Here is a 16,990-nt window from a genome sequence, read left to right as displayed (position 1 = left end):
GTATTGAGACAATTATAATGAAAAGAATCATCTTATTAGCAGTCTGCGCCATGTTTGGTATTGCTGTCGTGGCGAGTATGGCATCAACGTACCTAATTTCGAGTCAGAAAATCGATGACATCATCTTAAACAAATCCCAAGTTCAAGCTGAGTTTCTAGCGGGAAATGCGAGTTATATTTTGGAGAACTCAGCCAATCCAATGCAAGATTTACAATCGCTTGTTGAGGGGCTGAAACAACGTTCAGACGTGAGTTATGCCGTTGTAATTGACCGTAACGTAACGGCAGTAGCCCACAGTGATAAGCACAAGCTGAACAAAACCTATAACGATGAATATACTGTTGAAGGCGCGACGAGAGGTGTTCAACAGTACTCAAAGTGGTATGCCGATGTCCAGAAAGTATGGGTGTTTGACATCATGGCACCAATTTATGTGGATGGTCAGTTATACGGTACTTTTGATATCGGTATTCCTATTACCGAAGTGAGCCAAGCGACGAATGGAATTATTACTTACCAGTTGATCTCTATGGTGGCGATCTTCGTTATGTGTGTTTTGATTCTGTCACTTCTGCTAAATAAACTGATGAGACCGCTTTCTGCGCTTAAAGACGCTCTACAAGACATCTCAAAAGGAGACGGAGACTTAACCGTTCGTTTGCCAGCGAAAGGTAATGACGAAGTCGCGCAAATTTCTTCTGCTTTCAACGTTTTTGTTGGGAAAGTACATGAGATTATTACACAAGTTGTAAATACTGGTGTGGAGCTTAATAGTTCAGCTGTCGCTTTGCGTGGGCAATCTCAACAAGCGCTCACAAGAGGGCAAGAGCAGAACGAGCAAACCATGCTGGTTGTCACATCCATGAACGAAATGATTGCGACGGTCAATGAAATTGCCTCCAATGCTGCCGGAGCGGCAAATGCTGCGAGTGCAGCAAGTAATGAAGCGCAAGATGGCTACACGACGCTAGAAAGAACCAAAACGGCGATGACTAATCTTGAAAACGAGATGAACAGCACTTCCAACATTATCGTGAGTCTTGCTGAAAATACTCAGTCGATTGGTAGTATTCTAGAGGTGATTAGAGGTATTTCGGAGCAAACCAATCTATTGGCTCTCAATGCGGCTATCGAAGCGGCACGCGCTGGTGATGCCGGCCGAGGTTTTGCAGTAGTCGCTGATGAAGTTCGCAACCTAGCGACTAAAACGGCTCATTCTACCGATGAAATTGACAATATGATTCACCAGCTACAAACTGAAGCTCAAAGTGCGGTGAATTCAATGAGTAATAGTAAGACTCTTATTGAAGAAGGAACGGCAGAAACTGAGTTAGCTCGACAGGCTTTAGAAGCAATAGCTGCACAAGTGACGACTATTTCAGATATCAATACTCAAGTAGCAACCGCAACAGAACAGCAATCAACGGTAGCAAACGAAATTAATATGAACATGGATACCGTCAGCCACTCAGTGAAAAGTGCGCTAACAGCGAGTGAGCAACTAGAAGAATCAAGTCAACAACTCGCGGAGCTATCGCGAACACTCGATCGTCACGTAGGAGCGTTTAGAATCTAAACGCCAACTGACCCTCTTTAATAAAAGCCAGTAAATGTTAATTGCTGGCTTTTTTATTTGAAAAAATCGAGTCTCAAATCGCTTAGCGGTGTTTGTCCTTTCTAGACGATAAAACAGAATACGATAAATTAGTTGAGTAAAGCTTAGCTAGGCGTTGAGTTTTGCGTTTTGCTTTAAATGTTCAACAAACATAGATATTTTCTTAGCTACATGTTTTCTTGACGAGTAAAAGGCGTAAAGCACTAAATCCTCAGGTTCGTACTCTAGAGTGACGATTTCTAGCTCACCATTTTTGATCTCATTTTGGCATGACTCAATTGGCAATATTGCGTATCCAAGCCCTAATAACGCGCCATATCTGGCGAGATGACCGCTGTTTACTTTGAATGAAGATTGCACAGTTTGAGTAATATGGCCCCCAACAGGGTTTCTGAATACCCATGGTGCACCATTTACTGCGGTAAGCGTCGTGATGCAGGGAACATGACTTAGATCCGTAATTTTGTAAGGGGTGGCGTATTTCTCAATTAGTTGAGGCGCGGCTAAAATGGCACTGGGCCAGCGTTTTATCTCTCTCGCCACCCAGTTACTGTCTGACAAAGTCCCTCTATGAAAACTCAAAATGACATCAAAGCTGTCAATAACATCATCTTTAGGGTTTAGCGTTGTATCGCAAGACAAAGAGATTGACGGGTATTGCGTGCAAAAGGTGACAACCGCTTTGGCCAGTACAGGTGTGTCTGGCATAAGAATTCGCAGTTCCCCTGTTACCGTGTGCGAGTGGCGCGTTACCGTTTCTAGTGCAGCGTTGAGTTGCTCCAATAACGGACGAGTGCTGCTATAGAGCTCTTCTCCAGCCTCGGTAGGCGTCATTCGCCTTGTTGTTCTATTGAACAACCTAATGTTTAACTTTTCTTCAAGCAGGGCAATGTGTCGGCTGATATTTGATGTTGGTATATTCAAACATTCAGCGGCTCGCTTAAAGCTGTTGTTCTCATAAACACAGTGAAAACTTTTTAACCAGATTTGGTCAACGTTATCAAACATTTCATTATCCCACTTTATTGGATTATCAAGCCAGCATATCGCACTTTATCCCTGTACTAAGTTACATACAATTTTATTTACAAGTTTAAGCGAACAAACAACGAGATATCGCGCTAGAACGTAATCAATAGTGGTGAATTTATGAGCTGGTTAGAACGGTTGTTTGAGAATAAAAATATAATAGGTTCGCGCAAAGCGTCTATCCCTGAGGGCGTTTGGACAAAGTGTCCTGAGTGTGAACAAATACTTTATCGTGCCGCGTTAAAAGAAAATTTGGAAGTATGCCCTAAATGCTCATATCACATGAGAATGGCTGCGCGTCAAAGGTTGCTCTCTTTTCTGGACCATGGAACACAACAAGAGTTGGCAAGTGAGTTGGAGCCACAAGATATTTTGGGTTTTAAAGACTTAAAGCGATATAAAGAGCGAATTGCTTTAGCGCAGAAAACGACTGGAGAAAAAGATGCGTTGGTGGTGATGCAGGGCAAGTTATTGGGGCTGCCTGTTGTTGCGTGTGCATTCGAATTCTCTTTCATGGCAGGCTCGATGGGCGCAGTGGTTGGCGAGAAGTTTGTCCGAGCAATTGAAAGCGCAATTAATACAAAATCTGGGTTAGTATGTTTTTCCGCTTGCGGAGGGGCGCGCATGCAAGAGTCTTTGGTGGCACTAATGCAAATGTCAAAAACCAGCGCCGCGTTAAACCACTTATCTGAGCACAGATTACCCTATATCTCAGTATTGACGGACCAAACTTATGGTGGCGTCTCGGCGAGTTTAGCCATGTTAGGAGACATCAATATTGGTGAACCTAAAGCAAGTATTGGCTTTGCGGGAAGACGGGTCATTGAGCAAACGGTACGTGAAAAGTTACCAGACGAGTTTCAGCGAAGTGAATTTTTACTAGCGCATGGTGCGCTAGATATGATTGTCGATAGACGTGAAATGCGCGATCGCGTTGGCCGCTTACTGGCTAAGTTAACCAACGCGAGGGTGGTCTCAGAATAGGTTGTATTAAAATTAGACTTAGTACTTGCGTTTATTGAGCCGTAATCATTACAAACCGTTCATTTTGCCCCCATCTTGGTTCCGCATTCATTAGGCTGAGATCCAACGCCGTTTGGTATGGGTCAACAGCAAAATGGTTGCTTACTAACCCCCAGAGCATCCAGTTGATTGCGGTTTCATTCTCGGTAAGCTCTTCGAGTGGCGCTTGGAGGAAAAAGTACTCATCTTCGCCATCGTAACCGAGCCGATCATAGATAATGTTGCGTAGCTCTCGATCCAAATCATGTTGGAGGTTGATTGAGTCGTACAGTTGCTCTTCTGTTGGGCCATTCTCATGGTGATAAACATTGCGTTTTGACTCTTTGTGTAAAGTACCTGCGCCAGTTTCAATGCTTACTTTCTTTTGCGAGTGTTGCTCAAGAACTTGAATGATTTCATCCTCTAGTTGATCGAGTTTACTCAGCAAAACTTGATTGTTTATGTCACCAGCGGGGGAGGCCATCGTTTGGAAGGCTTTCACTCTCTCGTAGACTGCTTTCCCGTGAGGAAGGGCTGCAAAACACTGTTCTTGGAGCGCTTCATTGGCTTGCCAAATGCCCGAGTAGAGCTCGTAATCATGTGTATATGGTGGAAGCTCTTCAGTATCTTCCCCTAATAATTCTCGCCAGTGCTTTTGCCACTGTTCTTCTTTTGCGTGTTTTACACGCGCGTATTGCTTAACCCAGCGGTTACGAAGTTTTACCCCAAAAATGGCAAGTCCCCATGGAGCGAGCAAATAAAAATAATAGTGAGAAGAGTTATCCCAAAAGTAACCGTAAACGTAAACACCAAAAGCAAGCACCCAAGTTCCAATAGTACAAGCAATAACCCCGGACATTATTGATGATTGGCGCTTTGTTTCTCTTAATGTATTACCTTCAGAACATAACCAAAAAATGCCGCCAAAAACAAAGGCAAACGTTGTCATGAAGTAGGCAATCCCCGCTCCCCAAAATCCCCAAAGTGACATGTATTATCCCTAGCCAAATATCTGCTTTATTCACTCATCAATGACTGGAGGAGTAAATGTGTTTGATTTGGCGGAGAATTTACCATTAGTGCCAACCTTTTGATATGCACTCTGTGACTTATTGGGAATGAGTCACAAATAAAAATAGATGGTATCAAGCATCAAAATTTAATTTAGAACCTTTGATTGTCGTGAACTCTATCTGGAAGAGTTAAGGGGGGCGTTTAAGGGCAATTTTCCTCATAAAGTCGTTATTTAGAAAAAGGTAAATTAATGTTTTTATTGATAATTGTGAGTTTTTTTGGAGTGGGATTGCTCCCATTTAATTAGAGTAAAAGACCTATTTTTGGGAGCGGTTTCATAAATTTTATGACACTGATTTCACTGTTTGAGCTGTAAAGAATATAAACCCCCACTCAATGTATGTTAATAATCAATGAGTGTTGTTATGTCTCATATCCGTTTTTTCCCGCGCCATCGTTTGGCGCTTGCTTGTATGCTAGCGAGTGTGTCTGGCTTCTCTTTTGCACAAAATCAGTGTGCTGTTGCTGATTTACAACAATCGCGAGATCTGGCTACTGCCGTTTCTGGTGCTGAGTATGATTGCTACCACGCTTGGTTTTCAGCACCTTCAGAAACGCTGAATGATATCTATAGTGAAGCGAGCCTAAGCCGTATCCAAGTCGCGCTGGATCAAGAAATCGCTCGCTATCGTGGTGAAGCAGATCAAGCTCGTATTCTAGAGAACCTAGGCGAATTTATTCGAGCGGCCTACTACGTTCGCTACAACGCTGGTACTGGTACACCTGAGTTTTCGCAAGCGTTGAGTCAGCGTTTTGCTCAGTCGACGAACCTATTCCTAAACAATCCTCATGCTTTGGATCAAGGTCGTGAACAAGTTGGTGCAATGAAGAGCCTGACTTTGATGGTTGATAACGTTAAGCAGTTGCCGCTGACCATGGATAGCATGATGGCCGCGTTGATGCACTTTAATCGTGAAACCGCGCAGGACACGCAATGGGTCGATGGTTTAAACAACTTGTTCCGCTCTATGGCAGGCCATGCGGCGAACGATGCGTTCTACCGATACATGGCAAACAATACTCACCATATTGATACGTTGGTGAAATTCGCATCTGATAATGCTTGGGCATTAGATACGGATGCAAGCTTTATCGTTTTCAATGCATTACGTGAAACTGGTCGTTTGCTCGCGAGCCCAGATCAGGAGACCAAACGCAAAGCATTGGCAGTAATGCAACAGGTGATGCAGCGTTATCCACTGGGTAGTGAGCATGACAAACTATGGCTTGCTGCCGTTGAAATGATGAGCTACTACGCACCAGAAGGCCTAAATGGTCTGAATATTGAGCAAGCCAAGCAAGATTTAGCTGCACGTGTAATGCCAAATCGTTTTGAATGTCAGGGACCTGCCATTATTCGCTCTGAGGATCTGACCGATGCTCAAGCAGCGAAAGCGTGTGAAGTGCTAGCGGCAAAAGAAGCCGACTTCCATCGAGTTGCGAATACGGGTAATCAACCTGTCGCTGATGATTTGAATGATCGTGTTGAAGTGGCGGTATTCGCGAGTAACACTAGTTACGTTGATTACTCTTCATTCCTATTTGGTAATACAACGGACAACGGTGGTCAGTACCTAGAAGGTGACCCTTCAAAAGCGGACAATACTGCGCGTTTCGTCGCTTATCGCTACGCGAATGGTGAAGATCTCTCTATCTTGAACCTAGAACATGAATACACGCACTATTTAGATGCACGATTTAACCAATACGGTTCGTTCAGCGATAACTTGGCTCATGGTCATATTGTTTGGTGGCTAGAAGGTTTTGCTGAATACATGCATTACAAGCAAGGTTACCAAGCTGCGATTGAGCTGATTGCAGATGGTAAACTGAGCCTTTCCACTGTGTTTGATACCACGTACTCTCACGATACCAATCGTATCTATCGTTGGGGTTATCTAGCTGTTCGATTCATGTTAGAAAATCATCCACAAGACGTCGAAAGCTTGTTGGCATTGTCGCGCTCTGGCCAGTTCGAACAATGGGCACAGCAGGTGACGTCTTTAGGTCAACAATACGATGCTGAGTTTGAACGTTGGTTGGACACATTAAAAGTGGAACCTGAGCAACCTGATACAGACCCAGAAGAGCCAACAGAACCAACAAGCCCTGAAGCACAAGTGACTGAATTGACGGCGAACCAAAGCCTTCAGCTCAGTGGCGAAGCATACAGCGAAAAACTGTTCTACGTTGATGTTCCAGCCAACACCGTTAACTTCAATGTATCTATTGAGGGTGCGGGTGATGCGGATCTTTACATGAGCTACAACAAAGTCGCGCATTACTATGATTTCGAAATGAGTCAATATGCTGATGGCAGCAATGAAGAGATTGTGTTTGAACCAGAGCAAGATGGTTACGTTAAAGCGGGTCGTTACTACATCAGCTTAACTGGACGTGATAGCTATGACTCAGTGAATCTTGTGGCTGCGTTAGAAGTGGAAGCGCAAACACCGCCAACCCAGGTGCAAGATGATTTAGCACCTGTGGTATTAGAGTCTGGTGAAGCCAAAATGCTTACCGTTCACAAGCAGCGTTATGCAGCAGTTTATGTGCCTGAAGGTGTTGAAGAGGTTCGTGTATGGCTAACGGCTCACTCTCAAACTGGTAATGTCGATCTATACGCGAGTAGGGAGCATTGGCCTACAGTAGAGCAGCACGAGTATGCGTCCAACTATGCAGGCAGCAATGAATACCTTGCGATTCCTGTTACTGAAGCAGGGTACGTGCACTTCGCTCTTCAGGCTCCAGAGCAAGGCGATGACGTTGAAATGCTAGTGCACTTCAACTAAAAAATTCGATTGACTAAAGTCGAGATAAAACGTCGCTGATACAGCGACGTTTTTGTTTATATCGGACACGATTATAAACAAACAGCGGCGAATGCTAGTTAATCGGCTGATCTATCGAGTTATCAGTTGCCCTTTTTCTAAACGGCTTTAGGTTTGTATTGCAATTTACCGCGCACATAAACTTTTTTAGCGACGCGTTCTGTGACCTAGCTTCTGATTTGTGCTTCCCAAATGGATACAATATATATGCACCCCGTGCAATAAAGTGAAAAGGGAAAGACATGAAAACGCTTATTTATGAAACGTTGATTAGCCTTGCTAACCAAGAACCAGAACAACATGCAAGAATCCGACAAAATCTCTATGAACAGTTGGATCTGCCGTTCGATAAGCAGCTGGCTTTGTATTCTTGTGCCCTTGGTCCTGCAAGTTCAGGCAAGTTGGAGAGCAGTCAAGGCATTAACAACGCGGTAGATTGCGCGGTTAAACTGCTTGAAACTCCTGAGCGCTAATTCACTCGTTGTTTTAATCACGGCCCGAACCCCAAGGGCCGTTTTTAATTGCGGTTAAATTGATTTCAACGTCGTTATTACTCTGCTCTTTCCGCTAGCACTTCTTTGAATGCAAACATGCCGTTTAATGCCGCGGGAAAACCTGCGTAGACGGACATCTGCAAAATGATCTCTTTAATCTCATCCTCGCTACAGCCTACATTCAGCGCTGCATTTAAGTGCACTTTTAGTTGCGGCGCGCAATTCCCCATTGCCGTTAGCGCGGCGACGGTTGCGATTTCTCTCGATTTTAGGTCTAAGCCCGGGCGAGCATAAATATCGCCAAACGGATACTCAATGGTGTACTGAGCTAAATCTGGACAAATATCTTGTAAGGTTTCGATGACATTATGACCAGCGTCGCCATCAATTTGAGAGAGTAGTTCTAATCCTTTGTTAAAGCGTGATTGTTCCATCGGTATGTTCCTAGTGAATAAACGTAAACACACCTTAATCGTTAGAGTTAACTCTAAGTCAACGAACTTTTCCGCTTTTATACAAGGCAATTTTTTCTTCTAGAGCCGATAAGTGCTTTTTCTGTTGCTCAATGTGGCGTTTGAGGTTTTCTTGGTGTTGTTCTAACAGGGCTTGACGTTGTGGTACAGATTGAGAGCCGACTTCCCTTAATTTGGCATATTCTAGAATCTCTTCAAGTGGCATTGCAGTTTCTTTTAAACGTTTAACAAAGCTTATCCAGTTTAGATCTTTCGAACTATACATTCGATGTCCACTCGCGTTTCTATGGACATGTTTAAGTAAACCGATTTTTTCATAGTATCGAAGAGTATGAGCAGATAGCCCGACGAGGTCAGAAAATTCTTTGATATTCAATATTATCCTCCAAGGTAGAGCATACCCCCATAGAGATAAGCTAAGTTTCGCATTTTGAAGTCATTTCGGGACAGATACAAACAGAAATCTTTAGTCTTTTAACACTAGGTATGGTGATTTACTGGATTTTTGAAACGCGCCAAACGTGATCCACCTGCCAGTTTCGTTTTATTAACAATTGATTACTCAACGGGTTGGCTTGGCTATTTTTATCCTTTGGGCCTATTTTAGGGCGTACATAGGTCTTATGTTCTATCTTTTTAAATTGAAGTTTTTGCTAAGCAAAACAATGTTTTAGGTCTGTGTTGGGCTATTTGGGTTGTATGTTGTGTGCCCGTTATTCACTCAGAACGATTTATCGCTGTGCAATGGATGAGTCGCTACGCCTTCGATTTCAGCCTTGAGTTAGTGCTAAAAGGGTGAGTGCCTCTGATGAATAGCTTTTATAATTTCGATTATTGAATTCACTCACAAAAAAATGCAAACAAGTAATCGTGAGTGGAAACGAGCAGGAGAACAACATGAGTGGCTCACAGGAAACACAATCATTCGGTGCAAACGTTATCTTACATGCGTTTGATTGGAAGTATGCTGACATTGCCCAACGAGCAAAAGAAATCCGCGAGCTTGGTTATGGCTCTGTGTTGGTTTCGCCACCAATGAAAAGCGCACACGATGAGCGCTGGTGGCAGCGTTATCAACCACAGGATTATCGTGTTATCGATAATGCCTTGGGTGATACCAAAGATTTTATTCATATGGTTCGTGAACTGGAGCAAGTTGGTGTGTGGGTTTATGCCGACGTAGTGTTTAACCATATGGCAAATGAGGCCCACCTTCGCAGAGACCTTCAGTACCCAAGACAAGAGGTCTTGGAGGAATACCAGAACAACAAACAGAAATATCAGTCGCTAGCGTTGTTTGGCGATCTATCTCAACCACTTTTTGATGAAGAGGACTTTGTTGAAGCATTCGGCATCAAAGACTGGAAAGATAAGTGGCAGGTTCAAAACGGACGTATCACAGGTGGACCAACCGATCCTGGCTTGCCAACTCTTCGTGTTTGTGACCATGTCGTTGAGCAGCAGCGAGCGTACCTAAAAGCGCTGAAAGCTATTGGTGTGAAAGGTTTTCGTATTGACGCTGCGAAACACATGACGTTAGAGCATCTTAAGCGTGTTTGGACAGACGACATCACGCGGGATGTGCATATATTTGGTGAAATTATTACCGATGGCGGTGCGACGGAAGAAGAGTATCAGCTGTTTCTTGAGCCGTATCTACAGGAAACTCGCCTAGGTGCGTACGATTTCCCTTTGTTCTCAACCATGTTTAAGGCGTTTGCTAAAAAGGGCAGCTTCAAGTCTCTGATTGATCCCTATTGTTTTGGTCAGGCTTTGTCCCCCGGTCGTGCGATTACATTTGCTATCACACATGATATTCCTAACAATGATGTCTTTCTTGATCTCATCATGGACGAGGAAAACGAATGGTTAGCTTATGCCTATATTCTAGGCCGAGATGGTGGTGTGCCGTTGATTTATACCGACTTAAACACCAGCGGTATTAAAGGCAAAAATGGTCAGCCAAGATGGCAGGGTGCATGGAGCGATCCGAGTATGGCAAAAATGATCCAGTTCCATAATATGACGCATGGCGAGCCGATGAGTGTTCTTGAAGGTAACGATGACATGCTCGTACTTAAGCGAGGTGACAAAGGTATTGTGGTGCTTAATAAATCACAGCGTCAACAGTCTTTGACATTAAAAATCGATGGTAATTGGGTTGATTTGATGACAGAACAAATCATTCCAACTGACGGTAAGTTAATCGTACCATCTAAGTCGTCAATGTTACTCGTCGCGAACTAGAAGATGTACACACCGAGGTTAGCAATTTCGGTGTGTATGTTTTTCATCGTCATTCACGTTCTGCTGAAATTCAATATAAACTCAAACTCTCTCGTTTTTGCTAGAAATTTATGAGCACTCGTTAACGCAACATTCTGCTTTTAAAAAACCAATTACGTCATCTAAGCACTGATATTCTGCAACACAAAAAAGGGTTCTACCCTCACGGCGCTGGGTGAGAAGACCGGCTGAAGCAAGGCTAGAGATATGATGAGAGAGAGTGGATGCTGGAATGCCAAGCTTTTCTTGTACGCCGCCTACCGCGATACCTTTGTATCCCGCTTTGACGACTTCTTTGTAAATACTTAAACGAGTCGGATGCCCTAACTCTTTTAGTGCTTTAGCAACGGCTTCAAGCTCCATACTGACCTCTAAAGAATGACCACAGTAATTTTGTTTCGATAATAGGGAAAGTCTCGGTAAATGCCAACTATTACGATCTCAGAACAATTTAAATCAGATGAGATTCATACTGGCTCATGCCTTCATGGCAACAATTGTCTGTTCTAATGAGACAGATCAATCTTCATTATTATTTCACGCCACGTTCAAAATCCCTCGTCTACACTCAATGTTGAGTTGTCAGTTGGCAGACCAAGGAGGCGGCCATGATTGCGGTTCATAGAGATTATTGTTTGTCTAACAGTTCGGAGTTACATGCCCACGTTAAAGTCAATCCTGTCGGTAAATTAGAAGTTGAGATTGTTGAACTTCAAGAGCGCCACACCACAGAGTTTGATGATTTGTCTTTTGAGAGTCGTGGGTGTGAAACTCGAATCTGTGGTAAAGAAGACACAACTCCGTGGCAGTTCAATCTTGCAGTTACTGATGCGTTAGAGCTTTCTCATTTAGTGGAAGAAGCAAACGAAGAGTATGAGATTTTAATGAATGATCTTATGTAATATCGAGAAGATCATTTTATCCTGCACGGCGTGTGGCTCTGTACTGAAAAAATAAAAACCTCCCAAGCGGGAGGTTTTTAATATGGAGTGCGTTATCGTTGGATAGGCTCTTCTCTTGGTGGTGTTAGCTCTTGGACGTTATCTTCATTAAAGTCATCTGCGTAACCTTTAGGTGGCGGTGTCCAACCACGTTCTGACCGCGATAGTTTGTCATGACGATCTTTTTGCATCTCTTCCGCCATTTTCTCCTCTAACTGAATAAACAGTTGTCGGAAATTGTTGTCATAGCGTTCACCTTCAGAATCATCTTCCCAAGCTTTGTAAAGTATTTCTGACTTACGTGCTTCAACACGCTTATATGTCGCCTTCTGTTGTTCAACAAAGAAGGGGTGAATGCCAAGGGCTTTCATTGTGTGACCGCCCATCTCCAATGCAGAATGGTAGGTCTCTGATTCAATAATATCAGCCCCCGCTTGACGCAAAAGATAGCCATGTCCACGGTCAAAGGCACGTGCAATCACTGTTACTTTTGGGTACGTGTGCTTAACGTACTTCACCAGTTCTACACTCGATTCTTGGTTATCAATCGCCACAACCAACGCAGCGGCGTGCTCAATGCCGGCTGTATGTAGCATATCTGGTCGAGTCGCGTCGCCAAAATAGGCGCGAGTGCCAATCTGGCGCATGTTATCGACTTGGTCAGATTGATGGTCAAGTACCACGGTAGTCACGCCGTTTGATACCAATAGGCGATTCACTATTTGTCCAAAGCGGCCGATGCCGGCGATGATCACCGTGCCTGTTTCCTCAATCGTATCGCTTTCGCGTTCATTTGACTGGCTTTCAAAGCGCGGCAGAATCACTCTATCAAACAGAATAAACAAACCTGGTGTCAGGAACATCGAAATCGCAACCACTAACGCAAGAGTTTGTGAGAGTTCAAATGGGATGACGTGGTTTTGCACTGAAAAGCTTAGAAGCACAAAGCCGAATTCACCTGCTTGAGCCAAGCTTAGAGTAAACAGCCAGCGGTTGCTGCCTTTCACCCTAAATATCAGTGCAAGAATAAACAGCACCAAGGCTTTCAAAACCATCACGCCAATGGTCAATGCCATGACCAACCAGAAATCACCAAAAAGGACCGAGAAGTTGATCCCTGCGCCAACGGTAATAAAGAACAGACCTAACAATAGACCTTTAAATGGTTCGATATTGGATTCTAACTCGTGGCGGAATTCACTGTTCGCCAATACAACGCCAGCCAAGAAGGTTCCTAAGGCAGGAGATAAGCCCACTAAACTCATTAGTGCAGCGATACCAATGACAAGCATGAGTGCAGTTGCGGTAAAGATTTCTCGCAAACCAGAGCTAGCCACATAATTGAGCAGAGGTCGACTTAAAAAGTGTCCACCAACGACGACGATTGCAATCGATGCTGTGATTACGATGCCGTATGCCCAGCCTGGCAATCCCGCAACGAGGCTTAATTCTTCATGGTGCGCTGCGGCTGTTTGAGCCGCGGACTGTGCCTGTTCAATTAATTCAGGTAAGGCCAATAGAGGAATGAACGCCAACATTGGTATCACTGCAATATCTTGAAAAAGCAACACGGAGAAAGCGTTTTGTCCACCTTCCGTCTTCGTTAATCCTTTTTCGCTAAAAGTTTGCAAAACAATCGCAGTAGAAGAGAGGGCGAAGATCAAACCTATGGCTAAGGCTATGGTCCAAGGCTGGTCAAAGTACAAGGCAATACCCATAATCGCCGCGACGGTACCACCGACTTGCAGACCTCCTAAACCCATTAAGCGATTGCGCATCGCCCACAACATTTTGGGTTCGAGCTCTAAACCAACGAGAAACAGCATCATCACCACGCCAAACTCGGCAAAGTGCTGGATTGTTGTTGTTTCTTCACCGACTAAACCGATAATTGGGCCAATGACCACACCTGCGATGAGATAGCCTAAAACGGACCCAAGTCCCAAACGCTTAGCAAGTGGGACTGCAATTACAGCAGCAATCAAATATACGAAGGCTTGTAAGAATATCCCTGTCATGAAGCCTCCTTAATGAGCTCTGGCAATGCGCTGTTAAGCTTGATTAATGACGCCGCAGCTTCAACATCCAACCTATCTTCGACTAAAGCTGTTAGCAGGCTCTTGTACCGCTCAACATGACGAGGGATTCGCCCTTCTTCATCTGCTGTACGTGCGCCAAACATCGCGAGAGGGGCAATGTAGTTCATGCCTGTCAGTGCGGACATTTGTTCAATAGGCGCAAGCAGTTGACGAATCGTAAAGTGGTTGTAGCCTTCTGCCTTATAAGCTTCTTCTTTACCCCCTGCAGACAGCACACAAAGCATGGTCTTACCTTGCAGTGCTGTGCCATCTGTACCGTAAGCAAAGCCATATTCCAAAACCAGATCTTGCCACTCTTTTAAAATCGCAGGCGTTGAATACCAATATAGTGGGAATTGGAAAATCACCACGTCATGCTCACGTAAGCGTTGCTGCTCACGGTCGATATTAATATCGAAACGAGGGTATTCGCCATAGAGATCAACACATGTCACGCCTTCAATTTTTTGAGCTTCTTTGAAAAGTGGAGTATTCACTTCTGAACGATGCTGGGAAGGATGAGCAAAGAGAATGAGTACTTTTTTATTTGCCATAGGGATCCTTGCTATCTAAATAACCATGCCCAGTAGGAGCGCGGGTTGGTTAGAAAATGTAACTCATAAATGATCGCCAAGCTAGTTTGGAAAACGGTTTAAGCTGTTTCAATATCAATAAAAAACCACCAAATAAATTGGTGGTTTTGGGAAGCGTTACGTTTTACTAATCATGAATAGGGACGACTAGAATATCCACCGGTGACTTGTTAATTAAGTGTCTGGAGTAAGAAATAATCTTGCTCCAGAAATCTTGGTGGTGACCACAAATCAGAAGATCCACTTCTTGCTCTTTAATGGTGACCTCTAATTTATCAGCCAAGTCGCCAGTACCTACGAAGAAATGTTTAAGTGGGTAATCCATGTAATCACTAAATGTTTTTAAACATTCCATTGAATGCTCATTCAACGGCCTTTGATCCGGGTTTTCTTTGATGTCTACAAGCTCACGATAGATTTCTCCGTGCGTACCATCAATATGAATAAAGGATATATCGGAGTCGAGATAGTTTGCCATTGATACCGCTCTGTCGATAAGCACGGTGCTTTCATCTGACAGTTCGAGTGCAACAAGGATATGTTTGTATTTCATAACCACGCCCTTATGTGGATTATCTTTACTCTAAGCATAGTATGGCTTGGATAAAAATTGTGTTGCTAAGATCTCGAAATTGTTCAAAGACTTGTTAAAAAGTTAATGTGATATAACAACTTACTGTGAAACTTTCTTTTTGTTCACATTTGGTTAGAAAGCTTGCTTTTTGAACAAAAAAGCGGCTACACTCTGTGCATCATTTCTCTAGGAGATTACGCCAACATGAAGAACTAAACCTGTCATCCATATTTTTACTTATTTTTTGGATCTGCAGGGTTAGTAGGCGTAGCTCACTTTCCGATATTTCTTTGCAACAAGACGACTTTTTGATTTGACGTATATCGTCGAGCTTTACATAGAGCTTAATGCGTTTGTGCACGCGTTTTGTTGCCATTTCAAATCATAGCTACGGCTGTTGTCCCTGTCATACAGGAGGCAAATTATGCCAGTTTTACAAGCTTTTAATGTTAGCCATCAGTTTGATAATGGCGATACGCTATTCCAGTCTATTTCTTGTTCCATGACTAAACGACGTGTTGGTTTGGTTGGGCGCAATGGCATCGGCAAGTCGCTTTTGGCTTCCATTTTAGCGGGAGAAATTCAGCCTGCCAGCGGTGTTGTGACTGCTCCCTCTTCTTTCATGATGTATCGCCAGCAGCCGTCTGATCTGCTTTCAGGTCAGCAATCGATCGCCCAATTTCTGGGAACAGACTCGGCCTTACATGCTTTGAAGCAGATTGAACAAGGTGATGTTTCTGAACATTGGTTCGAACTGGTTGGCGAACAGTGGGATATTGAACTGAAACTCAAACAGCAGCTTGCTGCGATGGGCTTGCCGCAAGACCCTGATTTCTCTTGTGCTCGGCTCAGTGGTGGTCAGTTGGCGCGTTTGCAGTTATGGCAGTTATTTGAAAACGAAACGGATCTTTTGATTCTCGATGAGCCATCCAATCACCTCGATACCGAGGCGAAACAATGGCTGATAGAGTCTATGACGCATTTCAGCGGTGCGATTTTACTCATCAGTCACGATCGTGAGCTGCTGCGAGAGATGGAGGAAATTTGGGAGCTATCGGGCCTAGGTTTACAGGCTTTTGGTGGAAATTACGATGTGTACGCCGAGAAAAAACGCACTGAACTGCAAGCGGTCGAGAGGCAGTTAGCGCAAGTCGATAAACAGAAAAAACGGTTAGCCGAGCAAGCCCAGAAAAATCGCGAAAAAGCAGACCAACGCGCCGCGCAAGGGAACAAACTGCGCAAAGACGGCAGTCAGCCCAAAATTTTGCTTGATGGAAAAAAGGATAGCGCGACCGCCAGCGCTTCAAATCGCAATAAGAATGAGCAACTCAGACAAGCGCATTTACAAGCCAAAGAACAGGCGTTGCAATCGCGACATGAGCAACTCAAGGCGCAAAAGCTTTATCTTACAGATAATCCGAACCGTTCGCGAAAAGTGTTGTCGATACAAGAAGGTATATTACCTTTTGGGAATTCTACGCCTATCACGTTGCAGATTTTTGCGAACGACAAAGTCCATCTCAAAGGGAGAAATGGCTGCGGAAAATCAACCTTGTTAAAGACGTTGCTTGGCGAGTTATCGTTGCAGAGTGGTGAGTTGCAAGTGAATACGCCTTTGTATTATCTCGACCAACATTTTGGTGCAGTGAATCCAAATCTTTCGTTACTTGAGAACGTAATGGAGAGCTGCCAAGAGATGACGGAAAGTGAAGCGAGGACCTTATTGGCCGGGATCGGTTTTCGTCGAGATGCAGTGTTTCGATTGGGGCGCCTACTGAGCGGTGGCGAGAAGATGAAGCTCGCGATGCTGATAGTCAGCCACCAAAATTCTCAGCCTTTGCTGCTGCTTGATGAACCAGATAACCATCTCGACCTCGAGTCAAAAATAATGCTTAGTCAGGCGTTAAATGTATACAAAGGTGGATTTGTTCTGATTAGTCACGACCAAGATTTCGCTTCTGAGTCTGGGGTTTTGCGCCAAATCGAGCTGACTTAGACG

The 16,990-nt window shown here is 44.0% G+C and carries 15 protein-coding genes; 7 read left to right on the top strand and 8 right to left on the bottom strand.

Features of this window, described 5'->3' with window-relative positions; all coding sequences use genetic code 11:
- The first annotated feature begins 17 nt into the window (after nt 1-17).
- Nucleotides 18-1,577: a methyl-accepting chemotaxis protein gene (locus tag R7093_RS02575; RefSeq protein ID WP_017635256.1), complete on the top strand. Its 1,560-nt coding sequence runs from the start codon at nt 18-20 to the stop codon at nt 1,575-1,577.
- A gap of 147 nt (nt 1,578-1,724) precedes the next feature.
- Here R7093_RS02575 and R7093_RS02570 read toward each other — a convergent pair whose 3' ends face one another.
- Nucleotides 1,725-2,624 carry a LysR family transcriptional regulator gene (locus R7093_RS02570; protein ID WP_005375376.1) on the bottom strand — a complete coding sequence of 300 codons (900 nt, stop codon included), beginning with the start codon at nt 2,622-2,624 and terminating at the stop codon, nt 1,725-1,727.
- 141 nt (nt 2,625-2,765) lie between these two features.
- On the opposite strand from R7093_RS02570, the gene accD reads away from it, so the two are divergent.
- Nucleotides 2,766-3,629, top strand: coding sequence for an acetyl-CoA carboxylase, carboxyltransferase subunit beta (accD, locus tag R7093_RS02565; RefSeq protein WP_239939339.1), 864 nt, complete (start codon nt 2,766-2,768; stop codon nt 3,627-3,629).
- 31 nt (nt 3,630-3,660) lie between these two features.
- On the opposite strand, the gene R7093_RS02560 is transcribed toward accD, so the two are convergent.
- Nucleotides 3,661-4,638: a hypothetical protein gene (locus tag R7093_RS02560; RefSeq protein WP_065275418.1), complete on the bottom strand. Its 978-nt coding sequence runs from the start codon at nt 4,636-4,638 to the stop codon at nt 3,661-3,663.
- Between the two features lie 448 nt (nt 4,639-5,086).
- Here R7093_RS02560 and R7093_RS02555 point away from each other — a divergent pair, with 448 nt between their 5' ends.
- Both R7093_RS02555 and R7093_RS02550 read left to right on the top strand, forming a co-directional pair.
- Nucleotides 5,087-7,513: a M9 family metallopeptidase gene (locus tag R7093_RS02555; RefSeq protein ID WP_005375382.1), complete on the top strand. Its 2,427-nt coding sequence runs from the start codon at nt 5,087-5,089 to the stop codon at nt 7,511-7,513.
- 281 nt (nt 7,514-7,794) lie between these two features.
- Nucleotides 7,795-8,025 carry a PAS factor family protein gene (locus tag R7093_RS02550; protein WP_005375384.1) on the top strand — a complete coding sequence of 77 codons (231 nt, stop codon included), beginning with the start codon at nt 7,795-7,797 and terminating at the stop codon, nt 8,023-8,025.
- 77 nt (nt 8,026-8,102) lie between these two features.
- On the opposite strand, the gene R7093_RS02545 is transcribed toward R7093_RS02550, so the two are convergent.
- Both R7093_RS02545 and R7093_RS02540 read right to left on the bottom strand, forming a co-directional pair.
- Nucleotides 8,103-8,480, bottom strand: coding sequence for a carboxymuconolactone decarboxylase family protein (locus tag R7093_RS02545; RefSeq protein WP_005375385.1), 378 nt, complete (start codon nt 8,478-8,480; stop codon nt 8,103-8,105).
- A gap of 58 nt (nt 8,481-8,538) precedes the next feature.
- Nucleotides 8,539-8,895, bottom strand: a complete 357-nt coding sequence (locus tag R7093_RS02540) for a MerR family transcriptional regulator (protein WP_005375386.1) — start codon at nt 8,893-8,895, stop codon at nt 8,539-8,541.
- Nucleotides 8,896-9,416: 521 nt separating this feature from the next.
- On the opposite strand from R7093_RS02540, the gene R7093_RS02535 reads away from it, so the two are divergent.
- A complete protein-coding gene (locus R7093_RS02535; RefSeq protein WP_318146492.1) occupies nt 9,417-10,766 on the top strand; it encodes an alpha-amylase family protein in 1,350 nt (449 codons plus the stop codon).
- Between the two features lie 108 nt (nt 10,767-10,874).
- On the opposite strand, the gene R7093_RS02530 is transcribed toward R7093_RS02535, so the two are convergent.
- Entirely contained in the window at nt 10,875-11,168 is a 294-nt protein-coding gene (locus tag R7093_RS02530; protein WP_005375388.1) for an ArsR/SmtB family transcription factor, read from the bottom strand.
- A 245-nt stretch (nt 11,169-11,413) separates the two neighbouring features.
- On the opposite strand from R7093_RS02530, the gene R7093_RS02525 reads away from it, so the two are divergent.
- Nucleotides 11,414-11,707: a hypothetical protein gene (locus R7093_RS02525; RefSeq protein WP_005375389.1), complete on the top strand. Its 294-nt coding sequence runs from the start codon at nt 11,414-11,416 to the stop codon at nt 11,705-11,707.
- 92 nt (nt 11,708-11,799) lie between these two features.
- Here the strand turns inward: R7093_RS02525 and R7093_RS02520 are convergent, their stop codons facing one another.
- The 3 genes from R7093_RS02520 to R7093_RS02510 all read right to left on the bottom strand — a co-directional run bounded on the left by R7093_RS02520 (nt 11,800) and on the right by R7093_RS02510 (nt 14,970).
- Nucleotides 11,800-13,764 (bottom strand): monovalent cation:proton antiporter-2 (CPA2) family protein, encoded by a 1,965-nt coding sequence (locus R7093_RS02520; protein WP_005375390.1) that lies wholly within the window; start codon nt 13,762-13,764, stop codon nt 11,800-11,802.
- Nucleotides 13,761-14,378: an NAD(P)H-dependent oxidoreductase gene (locus tag R7093_RS02515; protein ID WP_005375391.1), complete on the bottom strand. Its 618-nt coding sequence runs from the start codon at nt 14,376-14,378 to the stop codon at nt 13,761-13,763. The genes R7093_RS02520 and R7093_RS02515 overlap by 4 nt, the downstream gene beginning before the upstream one ends.
- Nucleotides 14,379-14,544: 166 nt before the next feature.
- Nucleotides 14,545-14,970 (bottom strand): universal stress protein, encoded by a 426-nt coding sequence (locus R7093_RS02510; protein WP_005375398.1) that lies wholly within the window; start codon nt 14,968-14,970, stop codon nt 14,545-14,547.
- Between the two features lie 445 nt (nt 14,971-15,415).
- Here R7093_RS02510 and R7093_RS02505 point away from each other — a divergent pair, with 445 nt between their 5' ends.
- Nucleotides 15,416-16,987 carry an ATP-binding cassette domain-containing protein gene (locus R7093_RS02505; protein WP_033906795.1) on the top strand — a complete coding sequence of 524 codons (1,572 nt, stop codon included), beginning with the start codon at nt 15,416-15,418 and terminating at the stop codon, nt 16,985-16,987.
- Nucleotides 16,988-16,990 lie beyond the last annotated feature (3 nt).

Source organism: Vibrio sp. 1580 (assembly GCF_033340055.1).
Note: the sequence above shows the minus strand (reverse complement) of the source record. Positions and strands in the feature narration are given on the sequence as shown.

Excerpts from the sequence above, each read along its gene's own strand:
- R7093_RS02575 (WP_017635256.1), top strand. The coding sequence starts at position 18 with ATGAAAAGAATCATCTTATTAGCAGTCTGCGCCATGTTTGGTATTGCT.
- R7093_RS02570 (WP_005375376.1), bottom strand. The coding sequence starts at position 2,624 with ATGTTTGATAACGTTGACCAAATCTGGTTAAAAAGTTTTCACTGTGTT.
- accD (WP_239939339.1), top strand. The coding sequence starts at position 2,766 with ATGAGCTGGTTAGAACGGTTGTTTGAGAATAAAAATATAATAGGTTCG.
- R7093_RS02560 (WP_065275418.1), bottom strand. The coding sequence starts at position 4,638 with ATGTCACTTTGGGGATTTTGGGGAGCGGGGATTGCCTACTTCATGACA.
- R7093_RS02555 (WP_005375382.1), top strand. The coding sequence starts at position 5,087 with ATGTCTCATATCCGTTTTTTCCCGCGCCATCGTTTGGCGCTTGCTTGT.
- R7093_RS02550 (WP_005375384.1), top strand. The coding sequence starts at position 7,795 with ATGAAAACGCTTATTTATGAAACGTTGATTAGCCTTGCTAACCAAGAA.
- R7093_RS02545 (WP_005375385.1), bottom strand. The coding sequence starts at position 8,480 with ATGGAACAATCACGCTTTAACAAAGGATTAGAACTACTCTCTCAAATT.
- R7093_RS02535 (WP_318146492.1), top strand. The coding sequence starts at position 9,417 with ATGAGTGGCTCACAGGAAACACAATCATTCGGTGCAAACGTTATCTTA.
- R7093_RS02530 (WP_005375388.1), bottom strand. The coding sequence starts at position 11,168 with ATGGAGCTTGAAGCCGTTGCTAAAGCACTAAAAGAGTTAGGGCATCCG.
- R7093_RS02525 (WP_005375389.1), top strand. The coding sequence starts at position 11,414 with ATGATTGCGGTTCATAGAGATTATTGTTTGTCTAACAGTTCGGAGTTA.
- R7093_RS02520 (WP_005375390.1), bottom strand. The coding sequence starts at position 13,764 with ATGACAGGGATATTCTTACAAGCCTTCGTATATTTGATTGCTGCTGTA.
- R7093_RS02515 (WP_005375391.1), bottom strand. The coding sequence starts at position 14,378 with ATGGCAAATAAAAAAGTACTCATTCTCTTTGCTCATCCTTCCCAGCAT.
- R7093_RS02510 (WP_005375398.1), bottom strand. The coding sequence starts at position 14,970 with ATGAAATACAAACATATCCTTGTTGCACTCGAACTGTCAGATGAAAGC.
- R7093_RS02505 (WP_033906795.1), top strand. The coding sequence starts at position 15,416 with ATGCCAGTTTTACAAGCTTTTAATGTTAGCCATCAGTTTGATAATGGC.